This is a genomic window from Sphingomonas oligophenolica, assembly GCF_039522915.1.
Classification (GTDB): Bacteria; Pseudomonadota; Alphaproteobacteria; order Sphingomonadales; family Sphingomonadaceae; genus Sphingomonas; species Sphingomonas oligophenolica.
The window spans coordinates 97,328-113,317 of record NZ_BAAAEH010000002.1 but is presented as its reverse complement, the minus strand read 5'-3'; the positions used below and the strand labels follow the sequence as shown (position 1 = coordinate 113,317).

The window sequence follows — 15,990 nt, the reverse complement described above, 5'->3', positions numbered from 1 at the left end:
CCACCCCGCCTGCCGGCTACTGCGCCGGCACCACCGGCAGCAGTACCGCGCTCGGCGCGCTGCCGCCACGCTCGATCGAGACGGTCGCCTTCCGGTAGTCGCCGGGCTTGGCCAGGAAGATGTTCGGCACGAAGGTCTGCGGGTTGCGGTCATAGAGCGGGAACAGCGACGACTGCACCTGAACCATGATGCGATGCCCCGGCAGGAATTCATGGTTCACCGCCGGCAGCCTGAACTTGTATTCCTGCACCTTGCCCGCCGGAATCGCGGTCGGGTTCGCAAAGCTGTTGCGATAGCGCCCGCGGAAGATGTCGAGGCTGATCGCCAGCTGATAGCCGCCCATCTTTGGGTTGCTCGCGACCTCGTCCGGGTAAACGTCGATCAGCTTGACGACGAAATCGCCGTCGGTCCCCGTCGTCTTGGCGAAGATATCGGCCATCGGCACGCCCGACACCTTGACCGTCTTCGTCAGCACCGGTGTCTCATAGCTCATCACATCGGTCCGCCCGTCGACCGAGCGCTGGTCCTGCACCAGCCAGTCGCCCCAGCGGCCATCGTCGAAATTCACCGGGCGCGGCAGATGCGGCACCGGGTTGGCGGGATCCGCGACATAGCTGTCGTCACCGCTGGCGGCCTTCCCGAAGCCAAGGCCCTTGTCCGCCTGCAGATAGATCGGCGTCAGCGGCGTGGCGCAGCCGCTCTCGCAGGCGAGCGGCCAGCTGCTGAAATGGTCCCAGTGATTTTCGGCGGTGTTATAGATCGCCGCCGCCGGCAAGGTCACCGCCGGGCCGTCCTTCAGATACTGGTTGAAGAAGGGAAGCACCATGTCCTCGCGATATTGCTGGGCGGTGTCGCCATTCCAGTTGAACGGGCCGAGGCTGCGGCCTTCGCGGTTGATCTGGCTGTGCCGCCACGGTCCCATGACGATGAAATTGTTCGAGGCATGGCCCGCCTTGACCAGCGCCTCATAGCTGTGGATCGCGCCCCACATATCCTCCTGGTCCCACAGCCCCTGCTCCCAGAGCGTCGGCACGTCGGAAGGGCTGGCGGCGAGCTGGGCATCAAGCGCCTGGCCCGACCAGAAACCGTCATAGGCCGGGTGCTGCACCATGCGATTCCAATAGGGAAGCTGGTCGTAGCCGGACTTCTTGGCCCAGTCGCCTGCAGAGATTTTACGGAAATTGTCATAGTCGTCATAGCCGCCCGAAGGCGGCGCCTTGCCGTCGCCCTTGTAGCCGGTCTGGCTGCCGAGCCAGCCGATATTGGTCAGGCGGAACGCGCCGTAATGGAACCAGTCGTCGCCCATCCAGCCATCGACCATCGGGCTTTGCGGCGCCGCCACCTTCAGGGCCGGGTGCGGGTGAAGCAGCGCCATCACCACGGTGAAGCCCTCATAGGAGGAGCCGATCATGCCCACCTTGCCGTTCGACTGGGGCAGGTTCGCCTTGTTCACCAGCCAGTCGATCGTGTCATACGCATCAGTGGTGTGATCGACATTGGTCTGGTTGAGCGGGCCGATCACCGGCCGGGTGACGACATAATCGCCTTCCGAGCCATATTTGCCGCGGATATCCTGATAGACCCGGATATAGCCCGCCTTGACGAACATCTCGTCGCTGAGCGGCAGGGTCGACAGCTCGCTCGAACTGTCCATGCGGTTGGCGCGGCCCTTGGCGTTGTAGGGCGTGCGCGTCAGCACGATCGGCGCGTTGGTCAGCCCCTTGGCATAGACGATGACGGTGTAGAGCTTGGTCCCGTCGCGCATCGGGATCATCACCTCGCGCTTCACATAATCCTGCTCGGCGGTCGGCGGCGTGAACTTGGCCGGGATATCGCCCGCCGGCATTGCCGCCGGCGCCGGTGTTGCGGTGGGTGTCGGCGTCACCTGGGCGAAGGCGACGGTCGACAGAAACGATGCAGCGATGAGCGCGAACCGGAGCCGCATGCGGCAATCCCCTATGTGCTGTCATGCCCCGGACGGGGCGTGAGGTGGAAAAGCGCGCCGGCCGGCGCGCAGCTGAGGGGAGATTAGGCGCGGGTTTTCGCTATCGCAATGAGGCGATCAAGCGCGCGCCGGGCCGGCGCGGCCGGTCAGAAGGGCGTCACCCCGATAAATTTGAGCAAGCCGAGCACCGCCAGCAACAGGGCGATGGCGGCGATGATATTGGCGACATTGATGCTGCTGCGTTCGACCACGACTTTCTCGTCGCTGTTGATGTCGGCCATGATTCAGATCCTTGATGTTCCGTAATGCCAGCCCAACGCGCGGTGGCTTCCGCTGTTCCTGCCCTCCCCCGGGCCCTCGGCTCCGCGCGTGGCAAAGACATCGTCGACGGCGCCGATCGCGTCGTAGTGCAGGTCAGATCCGGTTCAGGGCTGCCGCGTCACGGCAAAGCCAACCCGGGATCGTGGGTCCGCTACCTTCCCGTCGGCGAAGGTAGACTTCTGACAGAAACAAACCCGGGTTACGGGGAGCCGGCGACGGCACCCGTAACCGGGCCAGGCGTTGGCGAATTTTCGAGATGCGTAGTGAGGGAAACCTCATACTGCGTTGATATCTAGCCGATTCCCTCGATGGATATCAGCGCAGGTGCGCTAACCTGGTGCCCGGCCCTTCAACGGTGCCGGGCACCTTTTTTATGGGCCGCGCTGCCGAGGCGCCGCCGCTTCAGTGAAGCGACCGGCTCAACCGGAAGACCACCCAGCCGAAAACGGCGAGCGCCACCAGCATGCCAAGCAGCTTCACCCAGACCATCAGCGCCTCGCGCCCCGGGCCCGACACGGGCGGTTCGGTCGACGGGATCGGATCGTCTGACATCAGCCAGCCTTCGCCGTGCGGCATGGGGTCGGAAAATCGAACATGGTTTCTCCCGGAAAAATCGGCCCGGGGATCGTGGCACGGCCGCGTGGCTTTGGGGAGTCCCGCGATCGCGCGGGCGAACCTTGCGCCACGTCATTGCCTTGCTAAGCTTGGCCAGGGAGGTTCGACATGGCCGACACGTCACCGCCGCTTGCGAGCGCGACCGAGCTCGCTGCGAAAAGCATCTATCGCTTTCCCAATGAGAGCGCCGATTATCGCCGCGCGCGCACTGCCCTGCTCGCCGAGGAGATCGCGCTCAGGCGCCAGATCGAGCGCGTCGCCGAGCATCGCCGCGCCCTGCCGCCGGGCGGCGAAGTGACGAAGGACTATCTGTTCGAGGGCGAGCAGGGCGAGGTCCATTTCGCCGACCTGTTCGGGTCGCATGATACCCTGGTCATCTACAGCTATATGTTCGGGCCGGAGCGCGAGCGTCCCTGCCCCATGTGCACTGCGTTCCTCGGCCCGCTCGACGCCAACGGCGCCGACATCCAGCAGCGCGTCGCGCTCGCGGTGGTGGCGCGCGCGCCGATCGAGCGCCTGCTCGCCTTCAAGCGCGAGCGCGGCTGGCGGCACCTCCCGCTCTATCAGGACAAGACCGGGCAATATGGCCGCGACTATCTCGCCTGGACCGACCAGGGCGACAATCCGGGCTATAATGTCTTCACGAAACGCGACGGCACCATCCGCCATTTCTGGGGCGGCGAAATGAGCGGCCCGACCGCCGACCCCGGCCAGGATCCACGCGGCGCGCCCGAGATGATGCCGTTGTGGAACGTGCTCGACACGACTCCCGCCGGGCGCGACCCGCATTGGTATCCGAGCCTGGATTATGATTGACGATTGAAGGAGCCCTGGTTCCGGACCGCCATCTGCCTGAGCAAACGATCGGCGCATGGGAGCATGTCAGCTGACTCGGCCATTTTGGATGAAGATTTGAATCTTGGCCCCGGACATCCGGCCCCGCGAGAGCGCGGCGTCGATCGGGGAGGCACCGCCCTGCGCATCTCAGCACTACTCATCGAATACAGCCACGATTGTCCTCCAGGGCGAGCCCCGAGATTAATCCATTTCCGACGCAACTCCCGCGAGCGCCCAATTGACCGGCTTCGACGGCCGCGTAACACTTAAGACACGAAGATTAGGCCTTTTTTACGAGTCGGACTCGTTGAAAGCGGGGGGCGAAGCTGCACGTGCAAGCATTGGTCAATTGTGTCCTGCGCACCGCTTGACGTCGGAATCCGGCAGCGGGCCACTTCTGGCCGGGCTGTCCGTGCTGGCCGGAGTCGGCGGCACCGGACGCGCCCATCGGCGATGCGGACGAAAGTGGATCCTAGCGGCGGTGCGGCTTCCTGTTGCCCTTATTGGCAGGAACAAGTGATGTTGGCGTTGAGGGTTGTATGACAGCTGCAGGTGCGACGCTCTTTCGCCAGGAGGCGATTGATTTCAAGGTCGACCGACTTCAGGGCAATGTAAGCCTTGCGACCCCCTTGTCTTGGCAAGTGATCAGCATGTTACTGCTGGGCGCATTGGTTGCCGCGATCGGGTTTCTCGCGATCGGATCCTATGCGCGGGTCGAAACCGCCTCCGGGGTGGTGGCACTCGATACAGGCGTCGCCTCGATCGTGCCGTCCCGCGCCGGCGTCGTACGTTCGCTCACGGTTTCGGAAGGCCAGCACGTCCGGGCAGGTGACGTCCTGATGCGAATCCGCTCAGAGGAAGACATGATCGGCGGTAGCACAGCGCCGGATCGGGTCCGCGACGCGCTTCGCGAGCAGGATACGCGTCTGGCCGCTCAGAATATGCTGACGCTTCGCGCCGCGGCAGCTGATCGGGAGCGGTTGAACGCACTTATCCGCGGGGCGCGGAGTGAAATCGTCAGCCTGGAATCGCAGTGCGAGGACCAGAAGCGTCTCGTCGCCGCGGCGGAAAGCGAGTTCTCTCGCGTGCAGCGCGTGGCCGCCAGCGGCTTTATCAGCCGACGAGACATGGACACGCTCGAGGCGACGGTGCTGGCGCGGCGCCAGCAGTTGGCGCAGCTCGAACAGCTCAAATCGGCAAAATGGGCCGAGCTGATGGAAGCACAACGCTCCATCGCTCAATCGGACGCGACCGCGCAGTCGCAGGTCGCCAACACCCAGTCGAGCCGGGCTGCGCTCGTCCAGCAGATCGCCCAGGCGGATCTCGCCCGGGGCTATAGCCTCACTGCGCCGGTCGACGGCACCGTCACCGCGCTCACCGCGCGAATCGGCCAGCCGGCCAGCGCCGATCAACCGATGCTGATGATCGTTCCGGCCAGGGCACGGTCTCGCGCGGAGCTGTATGTGCCCACCTCGGCAGCTGGCTTTCTCGCACCAGGCCAGCCAGTCCGTATTGCTGTCGATGCCTTTCCCTACGACCGCTTCGGCACGATCCAGGGACGGGTGCACTCAATCTCGAGCGCCGCAGTAACCAAAGCGAGTAGCGGCGGTCCGATCCCTGTGTATCTCGTAACGGCGGATCTTCCGGACCCGTCAGTGACAGCGTTCGGCCGCAAGCAGCCGCTCCTGCCCGGCATGACGCTTACGGCCAGGATCGTCACTGAAAAGCGCAGCCTTCTCGAATGGCTGTTCGAACCGATTTTTGCGGTCCGCAACCGGTGAGTGGCGAGCTTCAGCTCGGCCTGCTGAGCCGCCAGCGCGTTCGCCTCGTTCGACAGACCGAACTGGCCGAATGCGGCCTTGCCTCGCTTGCGATGGTCGCGAATTTCCACGGCATGGATGTAGATCTCGGCACGCTCCGCCGCCGCTTCCGTCCTTCTTTGCGCGGCGCCGCCTTGAAATCACTTATCGCCACCGCCGACCAGATGGGGCTGACGCCGCGTGCGGTGAAGCTGCCGCTCGACCAGTTGCGCAACCTCAACCTGCCGGCGGTGCTCCACTGGGACATGAATCATTATGTCGTGCTGGAAACGGTGCGCGGTGAGAAGGCTCTGGTGCACAACCCGGATGGGCGTTCGCAATGGCTTCGTCTGTCCGAGGTTTCGAATCATTTCACCGGCGTCGCACTCGAATTGCGTCCGGCCGCGGACTTCGAGGCCGAACGCAAGCGGGAGCGGCTGAAGCTGTCCCAGCTCTGGCGACGTATGACCGGTTTGAAACGGGCGTTGGTCCAGACACTCGTTCTCAGCATCGTGCTGCAGGCATTTATCCTGACCTCGCCTTATTACATGCAGGTCGCCGTCGATAGCGCGTTGCCGGCGCTCGATCGCGATTTGATGACCGTGCTCGCCCTCGGCTTCGGGTTGTTCACCTTCATCAACGCGGGCGCTGCGCTATTGCGATCCTTCGTGCTTCTCTCGGCCGGCACTTCGCTGGGCTATGGCATCGCCACGAACCTGGCACGCCGCCTCTTCAGGCTTCCGGTCGCATGGTTCGAGAAACGCCATGTCGGCGACGTGCTGTCCCGCTTCCAGTCGATCGGACCGATCCGGCAGTTCTTGACTGAGGGCGCGGTGGGCTCTGTGCTCGACGGCAGCCTGGCGGTCTTCACCCTCGCGATCATGCTCTTCTACAGCATCCCGCTTACCCTAATCGCGTTGGTCGCATTCGCTGCCTACGCCGTCGTCAGGCTGATTTCCTTCTCGGCGCAACGAGCCGCGCAGGAGGACGTGATCATGGCGTCGGGCAAGGAGCAATCGGTCATGATCGAGTCGCTGCGTGGCATAGTGACGCTGCGGCTGTTCAGCCGTGAATCGGCTCGCCATGCCTTCTGGCAAACGCGATTGACCGATTCGATGAATGCCCAGGTCAACCTTGCACGGATCGGCGCCTGGCAGAATGCCGCAAATACGCTGATCCTCGGCCTGGAAACGATCTTCTCTATCTGGTTTGCGATCCGGCTGGTCATCGCCGGCGGCTTCAGCATCGGGATGGTCTTCGCTTTCATCGCTTACAAAACCCAGTTCCTCCAAAAGGCCGCGTCGTTGATCGACCAGTCGATCGCGTTCCGGATGCTCGGGCTGCATCTCGAGCGGCTCGCGGATATCGCTTTGTCCGATCAGGACGTCAGTTTCACGAACCCGGCGCCCACCGCGGCGAGGACGCTGGCGGGCGCCATCGAGCTTCGCAACATCAGCTTTCGGTACAGCCCGACTGATCCGCTGGTTCTGAAGGGTGCCGATCTGGTCGTAGATCCAGGCGACCATATCGCCATTACGGGGGCAAGTGGCGGTGGAAAGTCCACCCTGATCAAGATCATGCTTGGTATCCTGGAGCCTGACAGCGGTGAGGTCCTGGTTGACGGAAACCCATTGGGCGAATTCGGGCACAAGCAGTTTCACGAACAGGTCGGTGCCGTTCTTCAGGATGACAGCCTCTTCTCCGGTACACTCGCCGACAACATTGCGCTTTTCGATGACGCTCCGGACATGCCGGCGATCATCGAGGCCGCTACGGTATCCGCATTGCACGGCGATATCGCCATGATGCCAATGGGTTACGACACGTTGGTCGGGGACATGGGCTCAACTCTTTCCGGAGGGCAAAAGCAGCGCCTGTTGCTTGCGCGCGCTCTATACCGAAAGCCGAAGATTCTGATCATGGATGAAGGCACCGCCCATCTCGATATGGCGTGTGAACAAGCCATCAATGAAATGATCGCCAAGATGGGCATCACGCGCATCGTCGTGGCTCATCGCCTTGAGACAATCATCTCCGCAAAGAAGGTCTTTGTGATAGAGAAAGGGCAATTGGTTGATATAACCAAAAGTCTGACTGACATTCGCGGCAAAATATCGACTTTATAACCAATTTGGACGAGATAAATTATTGCGTAACCTCATACTATTCGTATTATTTATTTACGACGATTCGCTTTGATTCGTCGTAAATCGCTGAGGTAGTGATATGTACGCACCAACAGTTTTGGATATAAATTTTTCCAACAGTCACGTTATTTCAAACGGCGACGTTAATTTGATTGCGGACCTGACATTCGACGAAATTGACTTTGTCGATGGCGGCATGTCGAACGAGATGAAGCAGGGTCTGGAAATTCTTGGCCTCGGCATTTTGGTGGGAGCCGCGGTCGGACTGGGCGTTGGCGCGGTCTTCGTGGCTGTCGCTCTGGCGGCAAGCTCTTAACTCACAGCATCAAGAGAATAGGAGGTTTACATCATGCAGGACTTGACTTTCGATGAAATCGACAGCGTCAATGGCGGTCTCACCACAGCCGAGAAGATCACCATCTTCGCTGCCGGCGTGGCGATCGGCGTGACCCTTGGTCTTGGCGGCGTTGCGCTTGGCGTCGCGGTTATCGCAAGCCTGGAAGCGGAAAGCTGATAGAAACGAACGAACATTGGACTCGCCCATGGTGCCGCCCAATGTTCGTTCACGCCAGTAAAAATCTGTGGAGTACACATCATGTCAAATCATCATCATTTTGACATCACCTTGCTGCCAATCCTGCTTGTCGCACTCTGCTCTCTCTTGTTTGCATTCAATGCCTTCATTCTGATGCCGATGCTCAACCGGCATGTGAGCAATCGCGAAAAGGCATCCGCACATGGCATCAGAATGAGCTCAGCGACCTATAAGAAATTTACGAACTCCGTCGTAGCGGCCCATCTATTGATAACGATAGTGCTTGTTGGTGTGGTCCTTTATTGGACTCATTGAACCGGAAGTTACAGCGACGCGCTGGTGACGTCATCATTGACGATTGAAGGAGCACTGGTTCCCCGTGGTCATCGCGCCCTGCGCGGGGCAGCCGCCGGCCTGGTCGGCTCGCCAACCGGGGCGTTCCTCGCGATTGAATCGCACCCCGCTCATATCCCGTTCAGCCGGAGCGTGGTACGGACACGCTTCACTCGACCCGGGAGGTTTCGTCATGCGTCGCTTTTCCACGCTCCTCATCGCCGCCACCCTGCTCGGCACCAGCGCCGCGGCCATCGCCGCCACGCCGGACAATAGCAAGAACGAGGCGAAGCTCGCCGCTGCCCTTGCCGGCCGGGTCGCGGGCAAGCCGGTCAATTGCATCAGCCTGAGCACTATCCGCTCGAGCCAGATCATTGACCACACAGCGATCATTTATGAGAGCGGCAGCCAATTGTACGTCAACCGGCCGCGCATCGGCGCCGATTCGCTCGACAGCGACGATATCCTCGTCAGCAAGACCTATGGCTCGGAACTGTGCAGCCTCGACACCATCAACCTGGTCGATCGCGCCTCGCACTTCTCGCACGGCTTTGTCGGCCTTGGCGAGTTCGTGCCCTATACCAAGCCCGCCAAGCACTGATCGTCGCGGCCCCTGTCGCCGGGCTTGATGATCTCGAGGAACTGACGCGCGGCGAGCGCCTCGCCCTCAGCCGCGCTCAGTATCCACATCGAGGACAAGGCCTTTTTCCCTCGTAACGGACGATAGGTCAGCCGCGCCGGCTGGAGCGCGCAGAGCGATTCAGCCAGCACGGTGATGCCGAGCCCGGCCGCCACCAGCCCGAACAGGGTCGAGATCTCGCGGACATCCTGGACGATCACCGGCTCGACCCCGGTTTCGCGCAGCATGTCGAGCAATTGCGTGGCGAAGCTGTTCCGCTGGTCGCGCGCGTAGAAAATCATCCCCTCGCGGTGAAGATCGCTGAACGACAAGCTCTGCTTGCGCGCCAGATGATGGTCGCTGCGCATCGCGACGATCAGCCGCTCGTCGAGGATCCGGGTCGCGGCGATGCCAGGCGGCAGGATCGGCTGGGTCGGGCTGCGCAGGAAGCTGATGTCGAGCTCGCCCGCCGCCAGCGCAGCCACCTGGGCGCCCGCTGACAGTTCGAGCAACTCGATCTTCACCTCGGGATAAAGCTGGCGGAAATCGAAGATCGCCTTCGCCACCTCGGGCACGAACGGCGCCGAGGGGTTGAAGCCGATCGCCAGCTTGCCGAAGTCCCCGCGCGCCGCGCGCTTCGCCACATCGACCGCGCGGTCAGCCTGCGCCAGCGTCGCCCGCGCTTCCTCCAGGAACAGCTTGCCCGGTTCGGTCAGCGCAACCTTGCGGCTGCTGCGCTCGAACAATCGGACTCCAAGCTCCTCCTCGAGCGCGCGGATCTGCTGGCTGAGCGGCGGCTGCGACACGCCGAGGCGGAGCGCAGCGCGGCCGAAATGCAGATCCTCGGCGACGGCGGCGAAATAGCGAAGATGCCTGAGCTCCATGATTGATATGTATTTCGACTTGATCCGGGGTCAAATCATATTGGACGCAGGTGCAGCAAAAGCCCATCTGCCGGCCGACATCCTCTACCGGGGGCACCGGAGACTCAGCCGTGATTGGCATCGTAAAGGTCGCGCTCGCGCGGCCGCTCACCTTCATCGTCATGGCGATCCTCATCGCCGTGGTGGGTGTGCTCGCAGCGGTGCGGACGCCGGTCGACATCTTCCCCGAGATTCGCGTGCCGGTGATCGCCACTGCCTGGCAATATGCCGGCCTGTCGCCCGACGACATGTCCGGCCGGATCATCACCCCCTATGAGCGCGTGCTGACAACGACGGTCAACGATATCGACCATGTCGAAAGCCAGTCGATGCCCGGCATCGGCGTGGTGAAGATCTATTTCCACCCAGGCGCCGATATCCGCACCGCAACCGCCCAGGTCACTTCGATCTCGCAGACGGTGCTGCGCCAGCTTCCCCCGGGCACCACGCCGCCGCTGATCCTCAACTACAACGCCTCGACCGTGCCGATCCTCCAGCTCGCTTTGTCGGGCAAGGGGCTCTCCGAGGGCAAGATGTTCGATTACGCGTCGAACGGCGTACGCCCGACTCTCGTTACCGTGCCCGGCGCCGCGGTCCCCTATCCGTCCGGCGGCCGCCAGCGCCAGATCCAGGTCGACCTCGATCCCCAGGCGCTCCAGTCGAAGGGGCTGTCGGCACAGGATGTCGGCAACGCGATCGCGGCGCAGAACCAGATCAATCCGGCCGGCTTCGCCAAGATCGGCGGCTATCAATATAATGTCCGCCTCAACAATGCGCCCGGCTCGGTCGAGGAACTCAACAATCTGCCGGTCAAGGTGGTGAACGGCGCCACCATCTATATGCGCGACGTCGCCCATGTCCGCGACGGCACCGCGCCGCAGACCAATGTCGTGCATGTCGACGGCTCCCGTTCTGTGGTGATGACCATCCTGAAGAACGGCGCGACCTCGACGCTGGCGATCGTCCAGGGAATCAAGGATGCGCTCCCCATCGCCCAGGCGAGCCTGCCCGACGCGCTGAAGATCGTCCCGATCGGCGATCAGTCGCTGTTCGTGAAGGCCGCGATCGGCGGCGTGGTCAGGGAAGGCGCGATCGCGGCGGCGCTGACCAGCCTGATGATCCTGCTGTTCCTCGGCTCCTGGCGCTCGACCGTGATCATCGCCATCTCGATCCCGCTTGCCATCCTCGCCGCGATCATCGGCCTCGCGGCAACCGGCCAGACGCTCAACATCATGACGCTGGGCGGCCTCAGCCTCGCTGTCGGCATCCTGGTCGACGACGCGACCGTCACGATCGAGAACATCAACTGGCACCTCGAACAGGGCAAGACCGTCATCCAGGCGATCCTCGACGGCGCGGCGCAGATCGTCGCCCCGGCGTTCGTCTCGCTGCTCTGCATCTGCATCGTCTTCGTGCCGATGTTCTTCCTGCCCGGCGTCGCCGGCTTCCTGTTCGTGCCGCTCGCCATCGCCGTCGTGTTCGCGATGATCGCCTCGTTCATCCTCTCGCGCACGCTGGTGCCGACCATGGCGATGTACCTGCTGAAGCCGCATGCGCCGGGCCACCTCCACGAGGCGGGCAATCCCGGCTCGCGCAACCCGCTCGTCATCTTCCAGCGCGGTTTCGAGGCGCGCTTCGAGCGCTTCCGTGGCGGCTATGGCGCGCTGCTCGAACGCGCGCTCGGCGCCGGCCGGCCGTTCGTGATCGGCTTTCTCGGCGTGATGCTCCTCTCGTTGCTGCTGGTGCCGTTCCTCGGCGAGAATTTCTTCCCCTCGGTCGATGCCGGGCAGATCACGCTTCACGTCCGCGCGCCGGTCGGTTCGCGGATCGAGGAAACTTCGGCTCAGTTCGACCGGATCGAGCGCCGCATCCGCCGGATCATCCCGGCGAACGAGCTTGTCTCGGTGGTCGACAATATCGGCCTGCCCGTCAGCTCGATCAACACGACCTACAATAATTCGGGCACGGTCGGCCCGCAGGACGGCGACATCCTGATCCAGCTCACCAAGGATCACGCCCCCACCGCCGACTATGTCCGCAAGATGCGCGAGACCTTGCCCGGCGCCTTTCCCGGCACCAATTTCGCCTTCCTCCCCGCCGACATCACCAGCCAGATCCTGAACTTCGGCGCTCCCGCCCCGATCGATATCCAGATCACCGGCCATGATCAGGCCGCCGACACAGCCTATGCCCAGAAGATCCTGCGCCGCCTCGGCGCCATCCCCGGCGTCGCCGATGCGCGCATCCAGCAATCGGCCCGTTATCCCGAGATGCGCGTTGCGGTCGACCGCAGCCGTCTCGGCCAGCTCGGCCTGACTGAGCGCGACGTGACCAACGGCCTTGCCGGCTCGCTCGCCGGCTCGTCGCAGACCTCGCCGGTCTTCTATCTCAACCCCGAGAACGGCGTCTCCTACGCGGTCGTCGCCCAGACGCCGGAATACAAGGTCGGGTCGATCAGCGATCTGCGGAACATCCCGATCACCGGCACCGGCCAGAATGCGTCGCAGGTGCTCGGCGGCATCGGCACGGTCGTCCGCGGCAATGCGGCGGCGGTGGTGTCGCACTATAATATCCAGCCCGCGGTCGATATCTACGCGACCCCCAATGGCCGCGATCTCGGCGCGGTTGCCGGCGACATCAAGCACGTGCTGGCCGGGCTGAAGGACCAGGCGCCCAAGGGCGTCACGGTTACGCTGCGCGGCCAATATGCGACGATGAACACTGCCTTTTCCGGCCTGTTCTTCGGCCTGATCGGTGCGATCGCGCTGATCTACCTGCTGATCGTCGTCAATTTCCAGAGCTGGCTCGATCCCTTCGTGATCATCACCGCATTGCCCGGCGCGATTGCCGGGATCATCTGGATGCTGTTCGTCACCGGCACGACCCTGTCCGTCCCGGCGCTGACCGGCGCGATCATGTGCATGGGCGTCGCCACCGCCAACTCGATCCTGGTCGTCAGCTTCGCCCGCGAGCGCCTCGCCGAGCATGGCGACGCCATGAAGTCAGCGCTCGAGGCGGGCATGACCCGCTTCCGCCCGGTGCTGATGACAGCGCTCGCCATGATCATCGGCATGCTGCCGATGGCACTCGGCCTCGGCGAAGGCGGCGAGCAGAACGCCCCGCTCGGCCGCGCCGTGATCGGCGGGCTGATCGTCGCCACCATTGCAACCCTGATGTTCGTGCCGGTGATCTTCAGCATCGTCCACCGTCGCGATGCCGGGAAACGCGCGCGCGCCACCGATGGCGCCCCGCTGGAGGAAGCTTATGCTTGAGCCCCGCACCGAGAGTTTCGACGACACGGCACCGCGCTCGTCCAGTCTCAGGACGATCGGCATCGTCGCTGCGGTGATCGCTCTCCTCGTCGTCGCCGGCGGGATCTTCGCGCGCGGCCGCAACGAACGCCAGCTCGCCAGCTGGACCGACGCCCAGGCGACTCCGGTCGTGAATATCATCCACCCGACTGCCGCCGGCGCGAGCGCTGCGCTGACGCTTCCCGGCAATGTCCAGGCCTATAACAGCGCGGCGATCTATGCGCGGACAACGGGCTATATCCGCCGCTGGTTCGTCGATATCGGCGATCCGGTCCGTGCCGGCCAGTTGCTCGCCGTGCTCGACGCGCCCGATGTCGACCAGCAGGTCGCCGCCGCCCGGGCCAATCTCCAGACCGCTCGCGCCAACCGGGCGCTGGCGCAGTCGACGGCGAACCGCTGGACCAATCTCCTTTCCAAGGACGCCGTCTCGAAGCAGGAGACTGACGAGAAGACCGGCGACCTCGCCGCCAAGACCGCCATCGCCAACGCAGCCGAGGCCGATGTCCGCCGGCTCGGCGCGCTGCAGGGCTTCACCAGGCTGATCGCGCCCTTTTCGGGCGTGGTCACCAGCCGCTCGACCCAGATCGGCGCGCTCGTCACCGCGGGCACCACAACCTCAACCCCGCTCTTCACTGTCGCCGATGTCAGCCGGATGCGAGTCTATGTCCGTGTGCCCCAGGCCTATTCGGCTGCCTTTCATACCGGCCTCCACGCGACGCTGACCGTTCCCGAATATCCGGGCCGCAGCTTCGATATCGAGCTTGCCCGCAGCGCCGGCGCGGTCGATCCGCAATCGGGCACCGTGCTGGTCGAGTTCCAGGCGGCCAATGGGGACCGCGCGCTGAAACCCGGCGCCTATGCCCAGGTCAAGCTGCCGCTCGACGGCAACGGCGTTGGGGGCGGCGTCCGCGTGCCGCCGAGCGCGCTGATCGTCGGCTCGAAGGGCACCCAGGTCGCGGTGCTCGGCCCGAACGGCAAGGCGCTGCTCAGGACGGTCACGATCGGCCGCGACGACGGCGACAGCGTCGAGATCAGCGCCGGCCTCGGCCTCGCCGATCGCGTGATCGACAGCCCGCCCGATTCGCTCCAGACCGGCGACCCGGTGCGGGCCGTCAAGCAAGGGGCTGGGCATGCGGCGCGCTAAGGCCGCATTGCTGGCGGCGGTCGCAAGCCTCTCCGCCTGCTCCCTCGCCCCACCCGACACCCTCCCCACAAGCCCGGCCGCGCCCGCCTATAAGGAGCTGGGCAGCTGGCAGCCGGCGCCAACCGCCCCGCAGGCCCCGGGCAAATGGTGGGAACTCTTCCCCGATCCGACGCTTGCCGGCCTCGAAGACAGGATCGAAGCCGGCAACCCGGATCTGGCCGCCGCGGTCGCCCGCTACGACCAGGCTCGCGCCGCGCTCAGCGAGGCAGGCGCTCAGGCGCTCCCCAGCGTCGATGTCGGCGCCAATGCCGAGCGCGCCCGGGTCTCCGCCGGCCGCCCGCTTTCGCCGGGCACGCCCGCCCGGTACACGGACCTGCGGATCGGCGCATCGCTTGCCTATGAGATCGATCTGTTCGGCCGCGTCCGCAATTCGATCCGTGCCAGCGCAGCCGATGCCAAGGCAAGCGCGCAGGATCTCGCCGCCGTGCGCCTCGGCCTCCAGTCGACGCTCGCGAACGACTATTTCCAGATGCGCGGCCTCGATGCCCGCATCACCCTGCTCCGCCAGACGGTCGATGCATATCAGCGCGCCTATGACCTGACCGACACCCGCCACAGCGGCGGCATCGCCTCGGGCATCGATGTCAGCCGCGCCTCGGCCCAACTGTCGAGCGCCAAAGCCGAATTGTCATCGGTCGCCGCCGATCGCGCCGGCTTCGAACACGCTGTCGCCATCCTGGTTGGCGAATCACCCTCCAGTTTCTCGCTTCCGGTCGCCGACAGCCAGATCGCCCCGCCCGCCATTCCCGTCGGCGTGCCGTCGGCGCTGCTCGAACGCCGCCCGGACATCATTGCCTCGGCGAGCCGCGTCGCCGCCGCCAATGCCCGGATCGGCGTCGCCCGCGCCGCCCAATATCCGTCGCTGACGCTCGGGGGCGCGGGCGGTTTCGAAGCCGGCAACAGCTCGATTCTGAGCGCTTCGAACGGCTTCTGGGCGCTCGGGCCCCTGTCAGCCGCGCTCAATATCTTCGACGGCGGCGCGCGGCGCGCCAGGGTCCGCATCAGCCGTGCCCAATATGACGAAGCAGCAGCCACCTACCGCTCGATCGTCCTCACCGCCTTCCGCGAAGTCGAGGACGATCTCGCCCGTGCCCGCTGGCTCGCCATCCAGGAGGCCGACCAGCAGGCAGCCACTACCGCGGCCGAGCGCACCCGCGACCTCGCCCTGATCCGCTACCGTGACGGCGCCTCGGACTATCTCGAGGTGGTAACCGCGCAGACAGCGGCGCTCGATGCCCAGCGCGCGCTGCTCCAGGTGCATACCAGCCGGCTGCAGACCGCGGTGGCGACGGTGCAGGCGATCGGCGGGATTTACTAAGGGCCCGCTGCGATCAAAATCATCGCTGGCGCCAAGGCCTATGGCCCGGCGCTTCGTGAAATTGCGCGACGGGCATTGGACGC

At 64.2% G+C, this 15,990-nt stretch carries 14 protein-coding genes; 10 read left to right on the top strand and 4 right to left on the bottom strand.

What is annotated here, in order from left to right:
- Positions 1-16: 16 nt before the first annotated feature.
- From ABD050_RS00800 to ABD050_RS00790, 3 genes are all read right to left on the bottom strand, one after another.
- Positions 17-1,945, bottom strand: coding sequence for a CocE/NonD family hydrolase (locus ABD050_RS00800; RefSeq protein ID WP_343887209.1), 1,929 nt, complete (start codon positions 1,943-1,945; stop codon positions 17-19).
- A gap of 146 nt (positions 1,946-2,091) precedes the next feature.
- Positions 2,092-2,226, bottom strand: a complete 135-nt coding sequence (locus ABD050_RS00795; RefSeq protein WP_343887208.1) for a hypothetical protein — start codon at positions 2,224-2,226, stop codon at positions 2,092-2,094.
- Positions 2,227-2,668: 442 nt separating this feature from the next.
- On the bottom strand, positions 2,669-2,818 hold the full coding sequence (locus tag ABD050_RS00790; RefSeq protein WP_343887207.1) for a hypothetical protein: 150 nt from the start codon (positions 2,816-2,818) through the stop codon (positions 2,669-2,671).
- A gap of 171 nt (positions 2,819-2,989) precedes the next feature.
- Here ABD050_RS00790 and ABD050_RS00785 point away from each other — a divergent pair, with 171 nt between their 5' ends.
- From ABD050_RS00785 to ABD050_RS00755, 7 genes are all read left to right on the top strand, one after another.
- Positions 2,990-3,697: a DUF899 family protein gene (locus ABD050_RS00785; protein WP_343887205.1), complete on the top strand. Its 708-nt coding sequence runs from the start codon at positions 2,990-2,992 to the stop codon at positions 3,695-3,697.
- Between the two features lie 671 nt (positions 3,698-4,368).
- The gene (locus ABD050_RS00780; protein ID WP_343887422.1) at positions 4,369-5,499 is read left to right on the top strand and encodes an HlyD family secretion protein; all 1,131 of its coding nucleotides are present in this window, start codon (positions 4,369-4,371) and stop codon (positions 5,497-5,499) included.
- Complete coding sequence (locus ABD050_RS00775; RefSeq protein ID WP_343887203.1) at positions 5,460-7,643, top strand: peptidase domain-containing ABC transporter; 2,184 nt, start codon at positions 5,460-5,462, stop codon at positions 7,641-7,643. The genes ABD050_RS00780 and ABD050_RS00775 overlap by 40 nt, the downstream gene beginning before the upstream one ends.
- 100 nt (positions 7,644-7,743) lie before the next feature.
- On the top strand, positions 7,744-7,980 hold the full coding sequence (locus ABD050_RS00770) for a hypothetical protein (RefSeq protein ID WP_343887202.1): 237 nt from the start codon (positions 7,744-7,746) through the stop codon (positions 7,978-7,980).
- 33 nt (positions 7,981-8,013) lie between these two features.
- Positions 8,014-8,178, top strand: coding sequence for a hypothetical protein (locus ABD050_RS00765; RefSeq protein WP_343887201.1), 165 nt, complete (start codon positions 8,014-8,016; stop codon positions 8,176-8,178).
- 81 nt (positions 8,179-8,259) lie between these two features.
- Positions 8,260-8,514 carry a hypothetical protein gene (locus tag ABD050_RS00760; RefSeq protein WP_343887200.1) on the top strand — a complete coding sequence of 85 codons (255 nt, stop codon included), beginning with the start codon at positions 8,260-8,262 and terminating at the stop codon, positions 8,512-8,514.
- 211 nt (positions 8,515-8,725) lie between these two features.
- Entirely contained in the window at positions 8,726-9,133 is a 408-nt protein-coding gene (locus ABD050_RS00755) for a hypothetical protein (RefSeq protein ID WP_343887198.1), read from the top strand.
- On the opposite strand, the gene ABD050_RS00750 is transcribed toward ABD050_RS00755, so the two are convergent.
- Entirely contained in the window at positions 9,109-10,035 is a 927-nt protein-coding gene (locus tag ABD050_RS00750; RefSeq protein WP_343887197.1) for a LysR substrate-binding domain-containing protein, read from the bottom strand. The genes ABD050_RS00755 and ABD050_RS00750 overlap by 25 nt on opposite strands.
- Before the next feature lie 110 nt (positions 10,036-10,145).
- On the opposite strand from ABD050_RS00750, the gene ABD050_RS00745 reads away from it, so the two are divergent.
- Genes ABD050_RS00745 through ABD050_RS00735 form a run of 3 tightly spaced genes read left to right on the top strand, consistent with a single transcriptional unit; the run spans position 10,146 to position 15,907 of the window.
- Positions 10,146-13,346, top strand: a complete 3,201-nt coding sequence (locus tag ABD050_RS00745) for an efflux RND transporter permease subunit (protein WP_343887196.1) — start codon at positions 10,146-10,148, stop codon at positions 13,344-13,346.
- Positions 13,339-14,529, top strand: a complete 1,191-nt coding sequence (locus ABD050_RS00740; RefSeq protein ID WP_343887195.1) for an efflux RND transporter periplasmic adaptor subunit — start codon at positions 13,339-13,341, stop codon at positions 14,527-14,529. Before ABD050_RS00745 ends, ABD050_RS00740 begins: the two co-directional genes overlap by 8 nt.
- A complete protein-coding gene (locus ABD050_RS00735; RefSeq protein WP_343887194.1) occupies positions 14,516-15,907 on the top strand; it encodes an efflux transporter outer membrane subunit in 1,392 nt (463 codons plus the stop codon). The genes ABD050_RS00740 and ABD050_RS00735 overlap by 14 nt, the downstream gene beginning before the upstream one ends.
- Positions 15,908-15,990: the final 83 nt, after the last annotated feature.

Coding starts and splice junctions, on each gene's coding strand:
- ABD050_RS00800 (WP_343887209.1), bottom strand. CDS start 1,945: ATGCGGCTCCGGTTCGCGCTCATCGCTGCATCGTTTCTGTCGACCGTC.
- ABD050_RS00795 (WP_343887208.1), bottom strand. CDS start 2,226: ATGGCCGACATCAACAGCGACGAGAAAGTCGTGGTCGAACGCAGCAGC.
- ABD050_RS00790 (WP_343887207.1), bottom strand. CDS start 2,818: ATGTCAGACGATCCGATCCCGTCGACCGAACCGCCCGTGTCGGGCCCG.
- ABD050_RS00785 (WP_343887205.1), top strand. CDS start 2,990: ATGGCCGACACGTCACCGCCGCTTGCGAGCGCGACCGAGCTCGCTGCG.
- ABD050_RS00780 (WP_343887422.1), top strand. CDS start 4,369: ATGTTACTGCTGGGCGCATTGGTTGCCGCGATCGGGTTTCTCGCGATC.
- ABD050_RS00775 (WP_343887203.1), top strand. CDS start 5,460: ATGGCTGTTCGAACCGATTTTTGCGGTCCGCAACCGGTGAGTGGCGAG.
- ABD050_RS00770 (WP_343887202.1), top strand. CDS start 7,744: ATGTACGCACCAACAGTTTTGGATATAAATTTTTCCAACAGTCACGTT.
- ABD050_RS00765 (WP_343887201.1), top strand. CDS start 8,014: ATGCAGGACTTGACTTTCGATGAAATCGACAGCGTCAATGGCGGTCTC.
- ABD050_RS00760 (WP_343887200.1), top strand. CDS start 8,260: ATGTCAAATCATCATCATTTTGACATCACCTTGCTGCCAATCCTGCTT.
- ABD050_RS00755 (WP_343887198.1), top strand. CDS start 8,726: ATGCGTCGCTTTTCCACGCTCCTCATCGCCGCCACCCTGCTCGGCACC.
- ABD050_RS00750 (WP_343887197.1), bottom strand. CDS start 10,035: ATGGAGCTCAGGCATCTTCGCTATTTCGCCGCCGTCGCCGAGGATCTG.
- ABD050_RS00740 (WP_343887195.1), top strand. CDS start 13,339: ATGCTTGAGCCCCGCACCGAGAGTTTCGACGACACGGCACCGCGCTCG.
- ABD050_RS00735 (WP_343887194.1), top strand. CDS start 14,516: ATGCGGCGCGCTAAGGCCGCATTGCTGGCGGCGGTCGCAAGCCTCTCC.